The sequence below is a fragment of the Pseudomonas sp. 4CAES_32.4 genome (assembly GCF_058136335.1).
The window spans coordinates 4,487,383-4,503,980 of record NZ_CM176882.1 but is presented as its reverse complement, the minus strand read 5'-3'; the positions used below and the strand labels follow the sequence as shown (position 1 = coordinate 4,503,980).

The window sequence follows — 16,598 nt, the reverse complement described above, 5'->3', positions numbered from 1 at the left end:
CTTACAATCACAAATCAAAAGGAGCCGAACAGTGATCGACACATTCAACCGAACCGGACCCCTCATGGAAGCTGCAAGTTATCCTGGCTGGGCACAACAGCTGATCCAGGACTGCAGCGAGAGCAAGCGCCGGGTTGTCGAACATGAACTTTATCTGCGCATGCGTGATAACAAACTCAGCGCCAAGACCATGCGTCAGTACCTGATCGGGGGCTGGCCGGTGGTCGAACAGTTTGCTTTGTACATGGCGCAGAACCTGACTAAAACCAAGTTCGCCCGTCATCCGGGTGAAGACATGGCGCGGCGCTGGCTGATGCGCAATATCCGCGTCGAACTCAATCACGCCGATTATTGGGTGCATTGGAGCCGAGCGCACGGCGTCAGCCTGGAAGACCTTCAGGCCCAGCAAGTACCACCTGAACTGCATGCGCTCAGTCACTGGTGCTGGCACACCAGTTCGGCGGATTCGCTGATCGTGGCCATTGCCGCCACCAACTACGCCATCGAAGGCGCGACCGGGGAGTGGTCGGCGGTGGTCTGCTCCACTGGCGTGTACGCCGCAGCGTTCCCGGAGGAAGACCGCAAGCGGGCGATGAAGTGGTTGAAGATGCATGCCCAGTACGACGACGCCCATCCGTGGGAAGCGCTGGAAATCATTTGCACCCTGGCCGGAATGAATCCGAGCAAGGCCTTGCAGACGGAACTGCGTCAGGCAATCTGCAAGAGTTACGACTACATGTATCTGTTCCTTGAGCGCTGCATGCAGCTTGAAACCTCGGAGCGCTTGCTGGTGAACCGCGAGCGCAGGGCTGTCGTCGAGAGCTGATTTTCGGCGTCACGCAAAACCAATGTGGGAGCGAGCCTGCTCGCGAAAGCGGTATGTCACTCAACTCAAGGTTGAATGTCAGATCGCATTCGCGAGCAGGCTCGCTCCCACACGTTTTTCGCTGCTTTGAAAAGCTTAGCCCGCCATCGCCAAGCGATTTCGGCCTTCACGCTTGGCCACGTACAACGCGCTGTCGGCTCGGCGCAGCAAGCTGTCGGCGGATTCGCCCGGCAATAATGTCGAGCAACCGAGGCTCACGGTCAGTTCGATCAACTGGCCATCGGCGTAATACTCCGCTGCCTGCGCCGCATAGCGCAGGCGTTCGCCGACCATCGCGGCCGCATCCCGGCTGGTGTTGGACAGCAGAATCAAAAACTCTTCCCCGCCGTAACGGAACACCATGTCGACATTGCGCAATTGCGCCTTGATGGTGGCGGCGATCGCTTTGAGCACGTCGTCACCCGCGCTGTGGCCATGGCTGTCATTGACTCGTTTGAAATGGTCGATGTCGAGCATCAGCAGCGAGAGCGGCTGTTGATGGCGACGGGACATCTCGATCTCGCGCTGCAGGGTCTGCTCCATGGCAATGCGATTACCGGCGCCGGTCAGCGGATCGCGCAGCGCACTCTGCGTGGCTTCGCGATAGAGCAGGGCGTTGCGCATCGGGTAGAGCAGCGATGACAACAAGGATTCGAGATTGCCTTGTTCCTTGTCGCTGAAACGCTGATTGCGGCGGAACACCAACTCGCCCATGTGATCGCCTTCGTGGCTCAGGCTGTAGCTGATCGAATGGTGACCGCGGGTACCGAACTCCAGGCGCAAATCGCTGCCCTGATGCACATAGCTCAAGGCATCCAACGGCACCAGACGCTGAACTTCACGGAAAAACAGGCCAAGGATGCGTTGCGGTTCAAGGCTGGTTTGCAGTTGCAGGCTCATTTGCTGGCGCAATTGCGCGAGACTGGCCGGTCGCTCCAGAAGGGGAGGCAGTTGACCAAAGCCCAGGCGTTGCAATTTGGCACTGTCAAAGTCAATTGCATTGGTCTGGGAGGGTGATTTCATATGGCGTGAACCCTTAGCGTAAGTCTGTCTTACAGGCTGGGTGAGAGCGGCTATGGGCTGCGCGTCATACTGATCCATCAGTCCCGTAGGACGTTTGGCGTAAGTTTAGTCTGCCGGATGACGATTAGTAAGCTATCGAAATCGGCCTCGCCCCATTGCCTTCACGCGGCTTGCTTTGAGGGAATTTAGAGCGAAAGTCGTGCCATTCGGTTCGTATTTTTTTAAACCGTTGTGAATCAATGAGTTGTGTTGATGCGGGGGAGGGTGGTGCTGGAAATTTGACTGAATTGTGACGCTCTCGAGCGGCAAATGCATGCCGCGACAGGAATCTGCCGCGGCAACAAATGCGACGTATGGCAGTTACTGAGCGTTAAATGCCTGACCGTTGATGCCGGTGCTGTCCGGGCCCATCAGGTAGAGGTAGACCGGCATGATCTCTTCGGGTGTCGGATTGTTCAGCGGGTTCTCCCCCGGATAGGCCTGTGCACGCATGCTGGTTCGCGTACCGCCAGGGTTGATGCTGTTGGAGCGCACGGGCGCCACGCCGTCGACTTCATCGGCCAGGGTTTGCATCAGGCCTTCAGTGGCAAACTTCGACACGCCATAAGCGCCCCAGTAAGCACGGCCCTTGCGCCCAACGCTGCTGGAGGTGAACACCACCGAGGCGTCCTGAGACAGCTTGAGCAGTGGTAACAGGGTGCTGGTCAGCATGAACATGGCGTTGACGTTGACCTGCATGACGCGCATGAAGTTTTCGCCGGACAACTGCTCGATCGGCGTGCGCGGGCCAATGATCGAAGCATTGTGCAGCAGGCCATCGAGGTGGCCGAACTCGGTCTCGATCATCGCTGCCAGCTCATCGTATTGATGGGGCAGGGCGGTTTCGAGGTTGAACGGAATCACCGCGGGCTGCGGATGCCCGGCGGCTTCGATCTCGTCATAGACCTGGGTCAGATTGGCTTCTGTCTTGCCCAGCAGCAAGACCGTGGCGCCATGACCGGCGTAGGTTTTCGCCGCCGCCGCGCCGATGCCACGACCGGCACCGGTGACCAGAATGACCCGATCCTTGAGCAGTTCGGGACGAGCGGAGTAATCAAACATAAAAACCTCACAATCCATTAGTCAGATCGTTCCCACGCTCGGCATGGGAATGCAGCCAATGACGCTCTGCGTCAGGCCTCAGCAGCTACACAGGGCGCTATCGAGCACCTTGCGCAACTCCGACGGATGATCCACCACCACATCCGCGCCCCAGTGGCGTGGGTTGTCGTCCGGGTGAATGTAGCCAAAGGTCACAGCAGCGGTTTTCGTACCGGCATCGCGACCGGATTCGATATCGCGCAGATCATCGCCGACAAACAGCACCGTTGCCGGATCCAGATCAAGCATCTTGCACGCAAGGATCAACGGCTCCGGATCCGGCTTGCTGTTCTTCACATGATCCGGGCAGATCAACAGCGCCGAACGCTCGGCCAGCCCCAGTTGCTGCATGATCGGCTCGGCAAAACGCAGCGGCTTGTTGGTCACCACGCCCCAGATCAGGTTGGCCTTTTCGATGTCGGCGAGCAGTTCGCCCATGCCGTCGAACAGTTTGCTATGTACCGCGCAGCCGACCAGATAGCGCTCGAGGAACTCCAGGCGCAGCTCTTCGAAGCCCGGCGATTCCGGGTCCATCGAAAAGGTCACTGCGACCATGGCTTTGGCGCCACCGGAAATCTCGTCGCGGATGTGCTTGTCGTTGATCGGTGGCAAGCCACGATCCGCGCGCATTGCCTGGCAGATGGCGATGAAGTCCGGCGCCGTGTCGAGCAGGGTGCCGTCCATGTCGAAGAGAACTGCTCTGATGGCCATCGGCTTATTCCTCGCGCAGGGTCTGGATCATGTAGTTGACGTCAACGTCGTTGGCCAGCTTGTAGTGCTTGGTCAGCGGGTTGTAGGTCAGGCCGATGATGTCCTTGACGGTCAGGCCAGCCATGCGGCTCCAGGCACCCAGCTCCGACGGGCGGATGAATTTCTTGAAGTCGTGGGTGCCGCGCGGCAGCAGCTTCATGATGTACTCAGCGCCGATGATGGCGAACAGGTAGGCCTTCGGGTTGCGGTTGATGGTCGAGAAGAACACCTGGCCGCCCGGTTTGACCATGCGGAAGCAGGCACGGATCACTGAGGATGGATCCGGTACGTGCTCGAGCATCTCGAGGCAAGTGACCACGTCGAACTGCTCGGGCATTTCTTCGGCCAAGGCTTCGGCGGTGATCTGGCGGTACTCGACGCTGACGCCGGATTCCAGTTGATGCAATTGCGCGACCGCCAACGGCGCTTCGCCCATGTCGATGCCCATTACTGTAGCGCCGCGCTGGGCCATGGCTTCGCTGAGGATGCCGCCGCCGCAACCAACGTCGAGGACTTTCTTGCCGGCCAGATTGACGCGCTCGTCAATCCAGTTGACCCGCAGCGGGTTGATGTCGTGCAGCGGTTTGAACTCGCTCTCGCGGTCCCACCAGCGATGGGCCAGGGCTTCGAATTTGGCGATTTCGGCGTGGTCGACGTTGCTCATGTTAAATCCTCTGAAACTTGAAAAAGGCTGTCGCCCCGGTGTTGCGCTCCGGGGTGTTTACGATTCGGTGTGGCCGCTGATGCGCTGGCCCCAGGCCCGGGCAGTAGCGCCCAGTTGTTCTTCGTCCAGACGGGTCAGGCGCCGGTCGTCGAGCAGTTGCTTGCCGGCGACCCACAGGTGTTTCACGCAGTCGCGTCCGGTGGCATAGATAAGCTGCGAAACCGGGTCATACACGGGTTGCTGGGCCAGGCCGGACAGGTCGAAAGCGACGATGTCGGCGGCTTTGCCGATTTCCAGCGAGCCGACCTGTGCTTCGATGCCCAGTGCCCGCGCGCCGTTCAACGTGGCCATGCGCAGCGCACGATGGGCGTCCAGCGCGGTCGCCGAACCGGCGACGGCTTTGGCCAGCAGCGCAGCAGTGCGGGTTTCACCGAGCAGATCGAGATCGTTGTTGCTCGCCGCGCCGTCGGTGCCCACGGCCACGTTGACGCCAGCCTGCCACAAACGTTCGACAGGGCAGAAGCCGCTGGCCAGTTTGAGGTTGGATTCCGGGCAATGGATCACGCTGGTGTTGCTTTCTACCAGCAACGCGAGGTCGTCATCGCTGATCTGGGTCATGTGCACGGCCTGGAAGCGCGGGCCGAGCAGGCCAAGGCGAGCGAGGCGGGCGAGCGGACGTTCGCCGCGTTGTTCCAGCGCTTGCTGGACTTCGAAAGCGGTTTCGTGAACGTGCATGTGGATCGAGGCGTCCAGCTCCTCGGCAATCACGCGGATTTTTTCCAGGTTCTCGTCGCCGACGGTGTACGGTGCGTGAGGGCCGAAGGTGATTTTGATCCGCTCGTGATGCTTCAAGTCGCCGAACAACTCGACGCCCTGACGGATCGCCTCATCGGCGCTGCTGGCGCCGGGGATCGGGAAGTCGAGGATCGGGATGGCGATCTGGGCGCGAATACCGCTGTTGTGCACGCGCTCGCTGGCGACTTTCGGGAAGAAATACATGTCCGAGAAGCAGGTGATGCCGCCCTTGATCTGCTCGGCGATGGCCAGATCGGTGCCGTCACGGACGAAATCTTCATCGACCCATTTGGCCTCAGCCGGCCAGATGTGATTTTCCAGCCAGGTCATCAGCGGCAGATCATCGGCCAGGCCACGGAACAGCGTCATCGCCGCGTGGCCGTGGGCATTGATCAGGCCGGGGGCGAGCAGCACATCCGGCAATTCGCGGACTTCGGTGGCGTTACACTTCATTGCTTCGGCGCGCGGGCCGATAAACACGATGCGACCGTCGCGGATGCCCAGGCCATGTTCCTTGAGCACAACGCCTGCGGGTTCGACGGGTACCAGCCAGGTCGGCAGCAATAATAAGTCGAGCGCAATGGCAGGTTTCGGCATCGAGGGTCGGTTCCGGTGCTTTTGTAAAGGATGGCGAAGTATACCCGAGCGTCTTCGCGGGGGGATCGCTATAATCGGCGGCTTTTGTTCATGAGTGCGGGGTGTGGGATGCGCGATCGACTGTTGGCTGCGGAGAAAGTGAAGGCCATCGATTGGCGAGATGGCGCGCTGCACCTGCTGGATCAGCGTATTTTGCCGTTCGAGGAGACCTGGATTGCCTACACCAGTGCTGCCGGCGTGGCCGAGGCGATTCGCTCGATGGTCGTGCGCGGCGCGCCGGCCATCGGCATCACTGCGGCGTACGGCATCGTCCTCGCGGCGCGGGCGCGGATTGCCGAGGGCGGCGACTGGTACGCGGCACTGGAAGAGGATTTCGCCCTGCTGGCCGATTCTCGTCCGACTGCGGTGAATCTGTTCTGGGCACTCGGCCGTATGCACGATCGCCTGGATCGCGTGAAAGAAAACGCCGATCCGCTGGCGGCGCTGGAAGCCGAGGCGATCGCTATTCATGAAAGCGACCGCGAAGCCAACCTGACCATGGCGCAGCTCGGCGTTGACCTGATCCGCAAACATCAGGGCAATGCTCAGGCGATTCTGACCCACTGCAATACCGGCGCATTGGCCACGGGTGGTTTCGGTACGGCACTGGGCGTTATTCGCGCAGCCTTTATAGAAGGCATGGTCGAGCGCGTTTACGCCGACGAAACCCGTCCGTGGCTGCAAGGCTCGCGCTTGACCGCGTGGGAACTGGCCAACGAAGGCATTCCGGTGACCCTGAACGCCGACTCCGCCGCCGCGCACATCATGAAAACCAAAGGCGTGACCTGGGTGATCGTCGGTGCCGACCGCATCACCGCCAATGGCGACGTGGCCAACAAGATCGGCACCTATCAACTGGCGGTCAACGCCATGCACCACGGCGTGCGTTTCATGGTGGTGGCACCGAGTTCGACCATCGACATGAATCTGGCCAGCGGCGACGACATTCCGATTGAAGAGCGTGATGGCGCTGAGTTGCTGGAAGTCGGCGGCAAACGCGTCGGTGCGGATGTTGAGGCGTTCAACCCGGTGTTTGACGTGACGCCGGCGGACCTGATCGATGCGATCGTCACCGAAAAGGGCATCGTCGAGCGCCCGGATACCGCGAAGATGGCGCAGTTGATGTGCCGCAAGCGCCTGCATTGATTGGCTGAGGCGTCTGGGAGGACGCCATCGCTGGCAAGCCAGCTCCCACAAGTTTTGTGCCCGCCGCCGATCCTGTGGGAGCTGGCTTGCCAGCGATGAGGCCCTGAAAGTCAATAAACATCGCAAATCCACGCCGCAAATCTGCATTCGAAGAAGCTCTAAGCTTCTCTCGTCCCCCTTTCAGGCGATTACTGGTCAACTAACTATGCTCCATGCGCTTGTGGGGGATAGGTGCGTGGCGGCGATTGTGGTAGCATCCGGCGTTTTCCGAGGCAGTCCCGTGGGGTTGTCTTCACTGCGCAAATCCAGGGTTCAACTTGTTGATTTGTCGTAAGTCGGTGCATGGCACTCAGCCTGCATCGACGAGCTTCGTGATCCCTGTGGATATGACGAAGTTTCACCAGAAAAAGGAATCAGGCTTCTCATGGGCGAACTGGCCAAAGAAATCCTCCCGGTCAATATCGAAGACGAGCTGAAACAGTCCTATCTCGACTACGCGATGAGCGTAATCGTCGGCCGTGCACTGCCGGATGCGCGCGATGGCCTCAAGCCCGTGCACCGTCGCGTACTGTTCGCGATGAGCGAGCTGGGCAACGACTTCAACAAGCCGTACAAGAAATCTGCCCGTGTTGTCGGCGACGTGATCGGTAAGTATCACCCGCACGGTGACACTGCCGTGTACGACACCATCGTTCGTATGGCTCAGCCTTTCTCCCTGCGCTACCTGCTGGTAGACGGTCAGGGCAACTTCGGTTCGGTCGACGGCGACAACGCTGCGGCCATGCGATACACCGAAGTGCGCATGACCAAACTGGCGCACGAGCTGCTGGCTGACCTGCACAAGGAAACCGTGGACTGGGTGCCGAACTACGACGGCACCGAAATGATCCCGGCGGTCATGCCGACCCGTATTCCCAACCTGCTGGTCAACGGCTCCAGCGGTATCGCCGTGGGCATGGCGACCAACATTCCGCCGCACAACCTCGGTGAAGTCATCGACGGTTGCCTGGCACTCATCGACAACCCTGAGCTGACCGTCGATGAATTGATGCAGTACATTCCTGGTCCGGACTTCCCGACCGCGGCGATCATCAACGGTCGTGCCGGCATCATCGAAGCCTACCGCACCGGTCGCGGGCGCATTTACATGCGTGCGCGTTCGATCGTCGAAGATATCGACAAGGTCGGTGGTCGTCAGCAGATCGTCATCACCGAGCTGCCGTACCAGCTGAACAAGGCGCGTCTGATCGAGAAGATTGCCGAGCTGGTTAAAGAGAAGAAACTCGAAGGCATCACTGAGCTGCGCGACGAATCCGACAAGGATGGTATGCGCGTTGTGATCGAACTGCGTCGCGGCGAAGTGCCTGAGGTGATCCTCAACAACCTCTACGCCCAGACCCAGCTGCAATCGGTATTCGGCATCAACATCGTGGCGCTGATCGACGGCCGTCCGCGGATTCTGAATCTCAAGGATCTGCTGGAAGCCTTCGTTCGCCACCGTCGCGAAGTGGTTACCCGCCGTACCGTGTTCGAACTGCGCAAGGCGCGTGAGCGTGGCCACATCCTTGAAGGCCAGGCCGTTGCCCTGTCGAACATCGACCCGGTGATCGCCCTGATCAAAGCTTCGCCAACTCCGTCGGAAGCCAAGGAAGCGCTGATCAGCACGCCTTGGGAATCCTCGGCGGTGGTGGCGATGGTTGAGCGTGCCGGTGCCGATTCGTGCCGTCCGGAAAACCTCGATCCGCAATACGGTCTGCGCGAAGGCAAGTACTTCCTGTCGCCAGAGCAGGCGCAAGCCATTCTGGAACTGCGTCTGCACCGTCTGACCGGTCTGGAGCACGAAAAGCTGCTGGCCGAGTATCAAGAGATCCTCAACCAGATCGGCGAGCTGATCCGCATCCTCAACAGTGCCGTGCGCCTGATGGAAGTGATCCGCGAAGAGCTGGAAGTGATCCGCGCCGAATACGGCGATCAGCGCCGCACCGAGATTCTCGATGCCCGTCTCGATCTCACTTTGGGCGACATGATCCCCGAAGAAGAGCGCGTCGTGACCATTTCCCACGGTGGCTACGCCAAGACCCAGCCGTTGGCTGCGTACCAGGCTCAGCGTCGTGGCGGTAAAGGCAAATCGGCGACCGGCGTGAAGGATGAGGACTACATTGCTCACCTGCTGGTTGCTAACAGCCACTCCACGCTGTTGCTGTTCTCCAGCAAAGGCAAGGTTTACTGGCTGAAGACTTACGAGATTCCTGAAGCATCGCGTGCTGCGCGTGGTCGTCCGCTGGTCAATCTGCTGCCGCTGGAAGCCGATGAAACCATCACCACCATGCTGCAGATTGATCTTGAAGCCCTGCAAAAACGTGCCGGTGCTGAGGATGAGGACGACGCTGACGACGCGATCATCGAAGGCGAAGTAGTTGAAGCTGAAGAAGCTGCCGAGCTGGAAGAAATCGACGGCGAAACGGCCGAATTGGTGGCTGAGCCGACCGGTGAGTTCATCTTCATGGCGACTGCCTCCGGTACCGTCAAGAAGACCCCGCTGGCACGCTTCGCCCGTCCGCGTTCCAATGGCTTGATCGCCCTCAAGCTCAAGGAAGGCGACACGCTGATCGCGGCTGCCATCACTGATGGCGCGAAAGAAATCATGCTGTTCTCCGACGCTGGCAAGGTGATTCGTTTCGCTGAAGCCGCAGTGCGCGAAATGGGTCGTGGGGCGCGCGGTATTCGCGGCATGCGGATCCTCAAGGACCAGAAGCTGATCTCGATGCTGATTCCTGAATCGGGCGCGCAGATTCTCACCGCTTCCGAGCGTGGTTTCGGCAAGCGCACCGCGTTGAGCAAGTTCCCTCGCCGCGGTCGTGGTGGTCAGGGTGTGATTGCGATGGTCACCAAAGAGCGCAATGGCAAGCTTGTCGGTGCGATCCAGGTGCAGGAAGGCGAGGAAATCATGCTGATTTCCGACCAGGGCACATTGGTGCGGACTCGTGTTGATGAGGTGTCCAGTCTGGGTCGCAACACCCAGGGTGTGACGCTGATCAAACTGGCCACTGATGAAACGTTGGTCGGTCTGGAGCGGGTTCAGGAGCCGTCGGAAGTCGAGGGCGAAGAGCTCGAAGGTGAAGAGGGCTTGGTGACCGTCGGGGAGGTCGTGATTGACGACGTTGCCGAAGACCAGCAACTCGATGCCGCAGCTGACGAAGAACCGCAAGAATAAGCGGACAAGCGAGGGGGCGGATGAGAATTCGCCCCCTTGTTATTTGTCCGGTATGAAAATTTCTGAAGTGCAGAGTTACCGAATTAAAGATTTATTGTGTATCACCAAGTCAGAGCGAGATTGGATGTGAGCAAGCGAGCCTATAACTTCTGCGCCGGTCCTGCGGCGCTTCCTGAAGCTGTCCTGCAACGTGCTCAAGGTGAACTCCTTGATTGGCACGGCAAGGGTCTGTCGGTCATGGAAATGAGCCATCGCAGTGATGAGTTCGTGTCCATCGCCACCCAGGCCGAGCAGGATCTGCGTGACCTGCTGAATATCCCGTCCAACTATAAAGTGCTGTTTCTGCAAGGTGGCGCGAGCCAGCAGTTTGCGCAGATTCCACTGAACCTGCTGCCGGAAAACGGCTCGGCCGACTACATCGACACCGGTATCTGGTCGCAGAAAGCCATCGAAGAAGCTTCGCGCTATGGCCACGTCAACGTTGCCGCCACCGCCAAGCCTTACGACTATTTCGCCATTCCGGGCCAGAACGAGTGGAACCTGTCGAAAGACGCCGCTTACGTTCACTACGCCCCGAACGAAACCATCGGCGGTCTGGAATTCCAGTGGATCCCGGAAACCGGTGATGTGCCGCTGGTAGCCGACATGTCCTCGGACATTCTGTCGCGTCCGGTCGATATCTCGCGTTTCGGCATGATCTACGCCGGTGCGCAGAAAAACATTGGCCCGAGCGGCATCGTCGTCAACATCATCCGCGAAGACCTGCTCGGCAAGGCGCGCGCACTATGCCCGACCATGCTCGACTACAAAGTCGCGGCCGATAACGGCTCGATGTACAACACGCCACCGACGTTGGCCTGGTACCTGTCCGGTCTGGTGTTCCAATGGCTGAAAGAGCAGGGCGGCGTTGATGCGATCGCCAGGCTCAACGACGTCAAGCAGCGCACGCTGTATGACTTCATCGACGCCAGCGGCCTCTACAGCAACCCGATCAACAAATCGGATCGCTCGTGGATGAACGTGCCGTTCCGTCTGGCTGACGATCGTCTGGACAAGCCGTTCCTGGTCGGTGCCGAAGCGCGCGGCTTGCTCAATCTGAAAGGCCACCGCTCCGTGGGCGGCATGCGCGCCTCCATCTACAACGCCGTCGACATCACCGCGGTTAATGCGCTGGTGGCGTACATGGCTGAATTCGAGAAGGAACACGGCTGATGTCCGAGCAAGAACTAAAGGCACTGCGCGTTCGCATTGACGCTCTGGACACCAAAGTCATGGAGCTGATCAGTGAGCGTGCGCGTTGCGCCCAGGAAGTCGCGCGAGTAAAGATGGCCTCGCTGGCCGAAGGCGAAGTGCCGGTGTTCTATCGTCCTGAGCGCGAAGCTCAGGTGCTCAAGCGGGTAATGGAGCGCAATCAGGGGCCGCTGGGCAACGAAGAGATGGCGCGTCTGTTCCGCGAAATCATGTCGTCGTGCCTGGCGCTGGAGCAGCCGCTGAAAGTGGCCTATCTGGGCCCTGAAGGCACCTTCACCCAAGCCGCGGCCATGAAACACTTCGGTCACGCGGTGATCAGCAAGCCGATGGCGGCGATCGACGAAGTGTTCCGTGAAGTGGCGGCCGGTGCGGTGAATTTTGGCGTGGTGCCGGTGGAAAACTCCACCGAAGGCGCGGTCAACCACACGCTGGACAGCTTCCTCGAACACGACATGGTCATCTGTGGCGAAGTCGAGCTGCGCATTCACCATCATCTGTTGGTCGGTGAAAACACCAAAACCGACAGCATCAGCCGCATCTATTCCCACGCACAGTCGCTGGCTCAGTGCCGCAAGTGGCTGGACGCGCACTACCCGAATGTTGAGCGCGTCGCGGTGTCGAGCAACGCCGAAGCGGCCAAGCGGGTTAAAGGTGAGTGGAACTCGGCGGCGATTGCCGGCGACATGGCGGCCGGGCTGTATGGTTTGACGCGTCTGGCCGAGAAGATCGAAGACCGTCCGGACAACTCGACGCGCTTCCTGATGATCGGTAACCAGGAAGTACCGCCGACCGGCGACGACAAAACCTCGATCATCGTGTCGATGAGCAACAAGCCCGGCGCGCTCCACGAGCTGCTGGTGCCGTTTCATGACAACGGGATCGACCTGACCCGCATCGAGACTCGTCCGTCGCGCAGCGGCAAATGGACGTATGTGTTCTTCATCGACTTCGTCGGCCACCACCGTGATCCGTTGATCAAAGGTGTATTGGAAAAGATCAGTCAGGAAGCAGTAGCACTCAAAGTGCTGGGTTCCTACCCGAAAGCAGTTCTCTAAGGGGCGGTAGCAAATGAGTGGCAACTTCCTCGCTCTGGCACAGCCGGGCGTGCAACAACTTTCGCCGTACGTTCCGGGCAAGCCTGTGGACGAACTGGCGCGCGAGCTGGATCTGGATCCGGCAAAAATCGTCAAACTGGCCAGTAACGAAAATCCGCTGGGCGCCAGTCCGAAAGCCCTGGCGGCGATCCGCGAAGAGCTGGCCGAGTTGACCCGTTATCCGGACGGCAACGGTTTCGCGCTGAAATCCCTGTTGGCCGAGCAATGCCGTGTCGAGCTGAACCAGGTCACTTTGGGTAACGGCTCTAACGACATTCTCGAGCTGGTCGCACGCGCCTATCTGGCGCCGGGCCTGAATGCCGTGTTCAGCGAGCACGCATTCGCGGTGTATCCGATCGCCACTCAGGCTGTCGGCGCGCAAGCCAAAGTGGTGCCGGCCAAGGATTGGGGGCATGACCTGCCGGCAATGCTCGCGGCCATCGATGCCAATACTCGCGTGGTGTTCATCGCCAACCCGAACAACCCGACCGGTACCTGGTTCGGCGCTGAAGCGCTGGACGAGTTCCTGCAGGACGTTCCGGAGCACGTGCTGGTGGTGCTCGACGAGGCTTACATCGAGTACGCCGAAGGCAGCGATCTGCCGGACGGTCTGGACTTCCTCGCCGCTTACCCGAATCTGTTGGTCTCGCGCACCTTCTCCAAGGCCTATGGTCTGGCGGCATTGCGCGTTGGCTACGGCCTGTCGACCCCGGTTGTTGCGGACGTGCTGAACCGCGTTCGCCAGCCATTCAACGTCAACAGCCTCGCTTTGGCGGCGGCGTGTGCGGCGCTGAAGGATGAGGAATATCTGGCGCAAAGCCGTCAACTCAATGAAGCGGGCATGCAGCAATTGCAGGCCGGTTTCCGTGAGCTGGGCCTGAGCTGGATCGAATCGAAAGGCAACTTTATCTGTGTCGATCTTGCTCAAGTCGCGGCCCCGGTGTTCCAGGGCTTGCTGCGCGAAGGCGTGATCGTGCGCCCGGTGGCCAACTACGGCATGCCGAATCACCTGCGGGTGACCATTGGTCTGCCGGCGGAGAACAGCCGTTTCCTTGAAGCGCTGCGCAAGGTTCTGGCTCGTGGTTGATGTCACTGCGCTGCAACCTGCTGCACCTATGATCGGTCGCCTTGTGGTGGTCGGTCTGGGGTTGATCGGTGGTTCGTTTGCCAAAGGCTTGCGTGAAAGTGGCGTGTGCCGCGAAGTGGTCGGGGTCGATCTCGATCCGCAATCGCGCAAGCTGGCGGTCGAGTTGGGTGTGGTTGATCGTTGTGAGGATGACCTGGCTGTCGCATGCCAAGGCGCCGATGTGATTCAACTGGCGGTGCCGATCCTGGCCATGGAAAAAGTGCTCGCGCGGTTAGCGAGCATGGACCTGGGCTCGGCCATTCTGACTGATGTCGGCAGTGCCAAAGGCAATGTGGTGCGTGCGGCGACCGAGGCGTTTGGCGGTATGCCTGCGCGTTTCGTGCCGGGCCATCCGATCGCCGGGTCCGAGCAGAGCGGGGTGGAAGCCTCCAATGCCGAGCTGTTTCGCCGTCACAAAGTGATTCTTACGCCGCTTGAGCAGACCGATCCGGCTGCCTTGGCAGTGGTTGATCGACTGTGGCGCGAATTGGGTGCCGACGTCGAACACATGCAGGTCGAGCGTCACGATGAGGTGCTGGCTGCGACCAGTCATCTGCCGCACCTGCTGGCCTTCGGTCTGGTTGATTCGTTGGCCAAGCGCAATGAAAACCTTGAGATCTTCCGTTACGCTGCGGGTGGTTTTCGCGATTTCACAAGAATCGCCGGAAGCGACCCGGTGATGTGGCACGACATCTTCCTCGCCAACCGCGAGGCTGTCCTGCGCACACTCGATACATTTCGCAGCGACCTCGACGCCTTGCGCGACGCGGTCGATGCAGGGGATGGGCACCAATTGTTGGGCGTTTTCACTCGCGCCCGGGTTGCCCGCGAGCATTTCAGTAAAATCCTGGCCCGCAGGGCCTATGTGGACGCTATGAATTCCAACGATCTGATCTTCCTGGCTCAACCTGGTGGCCGCCTGTCCGGTCGGATTCGCGTACCGGGCGACAAATCCATTTCCCACCGTTCGATCATGCTCGGCTCGCTGGCCGAAGGCGTCACCGAAGTCGAAGGCTTCCTTGAGGGCGAAGACGCCCTGGCGACCTTGCAGGCGTTCCGTGACATGGGCGTGGTCATCGAAGGCCCGCACCACGGTCGCGTGACCATCCACGGTGTTGGCCTGCATGGCCTGAAGCCGGCGCCTGGCCCGATCTATCTGGGCAACTCCGGCACTTCGATGCGTCTGCTGTCCGGCCTGCTGGCGGCGCAGAACTTCGACAGCGTCTTGACTGGCGATGCCTCGCTGTCCAAGCGACCAATGAATCGCGTGGCCAATCCGCTGCGCGAAATGGGCGCCGTGATTGAAACCGCTGCTGAAGGTCGTCCACCGATGACCATTCGCGGCGGCCACAAGCTCAAAGGCCTGACCTACACCATGCCGATGGCCAGTGCTCAGGTGAAGTCCTGCCTGCTGCTCGCCGGTCTGTACGCTGAAGGCAAAACCACTGTGACCGAACCGGCTCCGACTCGTGACCACACCGAGCGCATGCTGCGTGGCTTCGGCCACCCGGTCAGTGTTGAAGGCGCTACGGCTTCGGTTGAATCCGGCGGCAAGCTGACGGCGACCCACATTGAAGTCCCGGGCGATATCTCGTCGTCAGCGTTCTTCCTGGTAGCGGCATCGATCGCCGAAGGTTCGGAGCTGGTGCTCGAGCACGTTGGCATCAACCCGACCCGTACTGGTGTCATCGATATCCTGCGTCTGATGGGCGCGGACATCACTCTGGAAAACCAGCGTGAAGTCGGCGGCGAGCCTGTGGCTGACCTGCGCGTGCGAGCAGCTAAACTCAAAGGTATCGAGATTCCTGAAGAGCTGGTCCCGTTGGCTATCGACGAATTCCCGGTGCTGTTCGTCGCCGCGGCCTGTGCCGAAGGGCGCACGGTGCTGACCGGCGCCGAAGAGCTGCGCGTCAAGGAGTCGGATCGTATCCAGGTGATGGCTGACGGCCTGTTGGCACTGGGCGTCAAATGCCAGCCGACCCCGGACGGCATCATCATCGACGGCGGCCAGATTGGCGGCGGCGAAGTGCACGGTCACGGCGATCACCGTATCGCGATGGCGTTCAGCGTTGCCTCGTTGCGCGCCACTGCACCGATCCGCATCCATGATTGCGCCAACGTCGCGACGTCGTTCCCCAACTTCCTCGCATTGTGCGGGCAGGTCGGCATTCGTGTGGCACAAGAGGCTCAGTCGTGAAGAACATTGCACCGGTCATCACCATTGATGGGCCAAGCGGCTCGGGCAAAGGCACCGTAGCCGGGATTCTGGCCAAGCGTCTGGGCTGGAACCTGCTGGATTCCGGTGCGCTTTACCGTTTGCTGGCGTTCGCTGCGCACAATCATGGCGTTGACCTGACCAATGAAGAGCTGCTGAAGAAACTTGCCGCTCATCTGGATGTGCAATTCATTGCGGCGACCGAAGGTCAGCTGCAGCGGATCATTCTGGAAGGCGACGAAGTCAGCGATGTCATTCGCACTGAAAGCGTCGGTTCCGGTGCCTCGCAAGTGGCTGCATTGCCCGCCGTGCGCGAGGCGCTGCTGCAACGCCAGCGTGCTTTCCAGGAAGCGCCGGGCCTTGTCGCCGATGGTCGCGACATGGGCACCGTGGTGTTTCCCGATGCACCGCTGAAGATTTTCCTGACCGCGAGTGCCGAGGAGAGGGCGCGCCGTCGATATTTGCAGTTGAAGGGCAAAGTCGAGGGTGTTAGTCTGTCGAGTCTGCTAGATGAGATCCGTGCACGCGATGAGCGTGACACCCAGCGAGCGGTAGCCCCGCTTAAGCCGGCGGCTGACGCCATACAGCTGGATTCCACGGAGTTGTCCATCGATCAGGTGCTTGAACGCATCATGAGCGAGATCGCCATTCGCGATATCGCCGGGTGACCAAGAAGGCC

The 16,598-nt window shown here is 60.2% G+C and carries 13 protein-coding genes; 8 read left to right on the top strand and 5 right to left on the bottom strand.

What is annotated here, in order from left to right:
• Positions 1 to 64 precede the first annotated feature (64 nt).
• Positions 65 to 826 carry an iron-containing redox enzyme family protein gene (locus tag AC3Y64_RS20170; protein ID WP_489985026.1) on the top strand — a complete coding sequence of 254 codons (762 nt, stop codon included), beginning with the start codon at positions 65 to 67 and terminating at the stop codon, positions 824 to 826.
• Positions 827 to 961: 135 nt separating this feature from the next.
• Here AC3Y64_RS20170 and AC3Y64_RS20165 read toward each other — a convergent pair whose 3' ends face one another.
• The 5 genes from AC3Y64_RS20165 to AC3Y64_RS20145 form a co-directional block, all read right to left on the bottom strand.
• Positions 962 to 1,888, bottom strand: a complete 927-nt coding sequence (locus tag AC3Y64_RS20165; protein WP_489985025.1) for a GGDEF domain-containing protein — start codon at positions 1,886 to 1,888, stop codon at positions 962 to 964.
• Positions 1,889 to 2,248: 360 nt separating this feature from the next.
• Entirely contained in the window at positions 2,249 to 2,989 is a 741-nt protein-coding gene (locus tag AC3Y64_RS20160) for a YciK family oxidoreductase (RefSeq protein WP_489985024.1), read from the bottom strand.
• A gap of 78 nt (positions 2,990 to 3,067) precedes the next feature.
• Positions 3,068 to 3,739, bottom strand: a complete 672-nt coding sequence (gene mupP, locus AC3Y64_RS20155) for an N-acetylmuramic acid 6-phosphate phosphatase MupP (RefSeq protein WP_016986964.1) — start codon at positions 3,737 to 3,739, stop codon at positions 3,068 to 3,070.
• Between the two features lie 4 nt (positions 3,740 to 3,743).
• On the bottom strand, positions 3,744 to 4,442 hold the full coding sequence (gene ubiG, locus AC3Y64_RS20150) for a bifunctional 2-polyprenyl-6-hydroxyphenol methylase/3-demethylubiquinol 3-O-methyltransferase UbiG (RefSeq protein WP_007908399.1): 699 nt from the start codon (positions 4,440 to 4,442) through the stop codon (positions 3,744 to 3,746).
• Positions 4,443 to 4,499: 57 nt separating this feature from the next.
• Positions 4,500 to 5,834 (bottom strand): TRZ/ATZ family hydrolase, encoded by a 1,335-nt coding sequence (locus tag AC3Y64_RS20145; RefSeq protein WP_489985023.1) that lies wholly within the window; start codon positions 5,832 to 5,834, stop codon positions 4,500 to 4,502.
• 108 nt (positions 5,835 to 5,942) lie between these two features.
• Between AC3Y64_RS20145 and mtnA the strand changes: the two genes are divergently transcribed.
• From mtnA to cmk, 7 genes are all read left to right on the top strand, one after another.
• The gene (gene mtnA / locus AC3Y64_RS20140) at positions 5,943 to 7,019 is read left to right on the top strand and encodes an S-methyl-5-thioribose-1-phosphate isomerase (protein WP_489985022.1); all 1,077 of its coding nucleotides are present in this window, start codon (positions 5,943 to 5,945) and stop codon (positions 7,017 to 7,019) included.
• 424 nt (positions 7,020 to 7,443) lie between these two features.
• Positions 7,444 to 10,233 carry a DNA gyrase subunit A gene (gyrA, locus tag AC3Y64_RS20135; RefSeq protein ID WP_158958099.1) on the top strand — a complete coding sequence of 930 codons (2,790 nt, stop codon included), beginning with the start codon at positions 7,444 to 7,446 and terminating at the stop codon, positions 10,231 to 10,233.
• A gap of 126 nt (positions 10,234 to 10,359) precedes the next feature.
• A complete protein-coding gene (serC, locus tag AC3Y64_RS20130) occupies positions 10,360 to 11,445 on the top strand; it encodes a 3-phosphoserine/phosphohydroxythreonine transaminase (protein WP_489985021.1) in 1,086 nt (361 codons plus the stop codon).
• Positions 11,445 to 12,539, top strand: a complete 1,095-nt coding sequence (gene pheA / locus AC3Y64_RS20125; protein ID WP_007908404.1) for a prephenate dehydratase — start codon at positions 11,445 to 11,447, stop codon at positions 12,537 to 12,539. The genes serC and pheA overlap by 1 nt, the downstream gene beginning before the upstream one ends.
• A gap of 13 nt (positions 12,540 to 12,552) precedes the next feature.
• On the top strand, positions 12,553 to 13,665 hold the full coding sequence (hisC, locus tag AC3Y64_RS20120) for a histidinol-phosphate transaminase (RefSeq protein WP_016986958.1): 1,113 nt from the start codon (positions 12,553 to 12,555) through the stop codon (positions 13,663 to 13,665).
• A gap of 28 nt (positions 13,666 to 13,693) precedes the next feature.
• Complete coding sequence (locus AC3Y64_RS20115) at positions 13,694 to 15,901, top strand: bifunctional prephenate dehydrogenase/3-phosphoshikimate 1-carboxyvinyltransferase (RefSeq protein WP_489988008.1); 2,208 nt, start codon at positions 13,694 to 13,696, stop codon at positions 15,899 to 15,901.
• A complete protein-coding gene (gene cmk, locus AC3Y64_RS20110; RefSeq protein ID WP_064391442.1) occupies positions 15,898 to 16,587 on the top strand; it encodes a (d)CMP kinase in 690 nt (229 codons plus the stop codon). Before AC3Y64_RS20115 ends, cmk begins: the two co-directional genes overlap by 4 nt.
• Positions 16,588 to 16,598: the final 11 nt, after the last annotated feature.

Excerpts from the sequence above, each read along its gene's own strand:
- AC3Y64_RS20170 (WP_489985026.1), top strand. The coding sequence starts at position 65 with ATGGAAGCTGCAAGTTATCCTGGCTGGGCACAACAGCTGATCCAGGAC.
- mtnA (WP_489985022.1), top strand. The coding sequence starts at position 5,943 with ATGCGCGATCGACTGTTGGCTGCGGAGAAAGTGAAGGCCATCGATTGG.
- AC3Y64_RS20165 (WP_489985025.1), bottom strand. The coding sequence starts at position 1,888 with ATGAAATCACCCTCCCAGACCAATGCAATTGACTTTGACAGTGCCAAA.
- hisC (WP_016986958.1), top strand. The coding sequence starts at position 12,553 with ATGAGTGGCAACTTCCTCGCTCTGGCACAGCCGGGCGTGCAACAACTT.
- AC3Y64_RS20145 (WP_489985023.1), bottom strand. The coding sequence starts at position 5,834 with ATGCCGAAACCTGCCATTGCGCTCGACTTATTATTGCTGCCGACCTGG.
- mupP (WP_016986964.1), bottom strand. The coding sequence starts at position 3,739 with ATGGCCATCAGAGCAGTTCTCTTCGACATGGACGGCACCCTGCTCGAC.
- pheA (WP_007908404.1), top strand. The coding sequence starts at position 11,445 with ATGTCCGAGCAAGAACTAAAGGCACTGCGCGTTCGCATTGACGCTCTG.
- AC3Y64_RS20160 (WP_489985024.1), bottom strand. The coding sequence starts at position 2,989 with ATGTTTGATTACTCCGCTCGTCCCGAACTGCTCAAGGATCGGGTCATT.
- gyrA (WP_158958099.1), top strand. The coding sequence starts at position 7,444 with ATGGGCGAACTGGCCAAAGAAATCCTCCCGGTCAATATCGAAGACGAG.
- ubiG (WP_007908399.1), bottom strand. The coding sequence starts at position 4,442 with ATGAGCAACGTCGACCACGCCGAAATCGCCAAATTCGAAGCCCTGGCC.
- AC3Y64_RS20115 (WP_489988008.1), top strand. The coding sequence starts at position 13,694 with ATGATCGGTCGCCTTGTGGTGGTCGGTCTGGGGTTGATCGGTGGTTCG.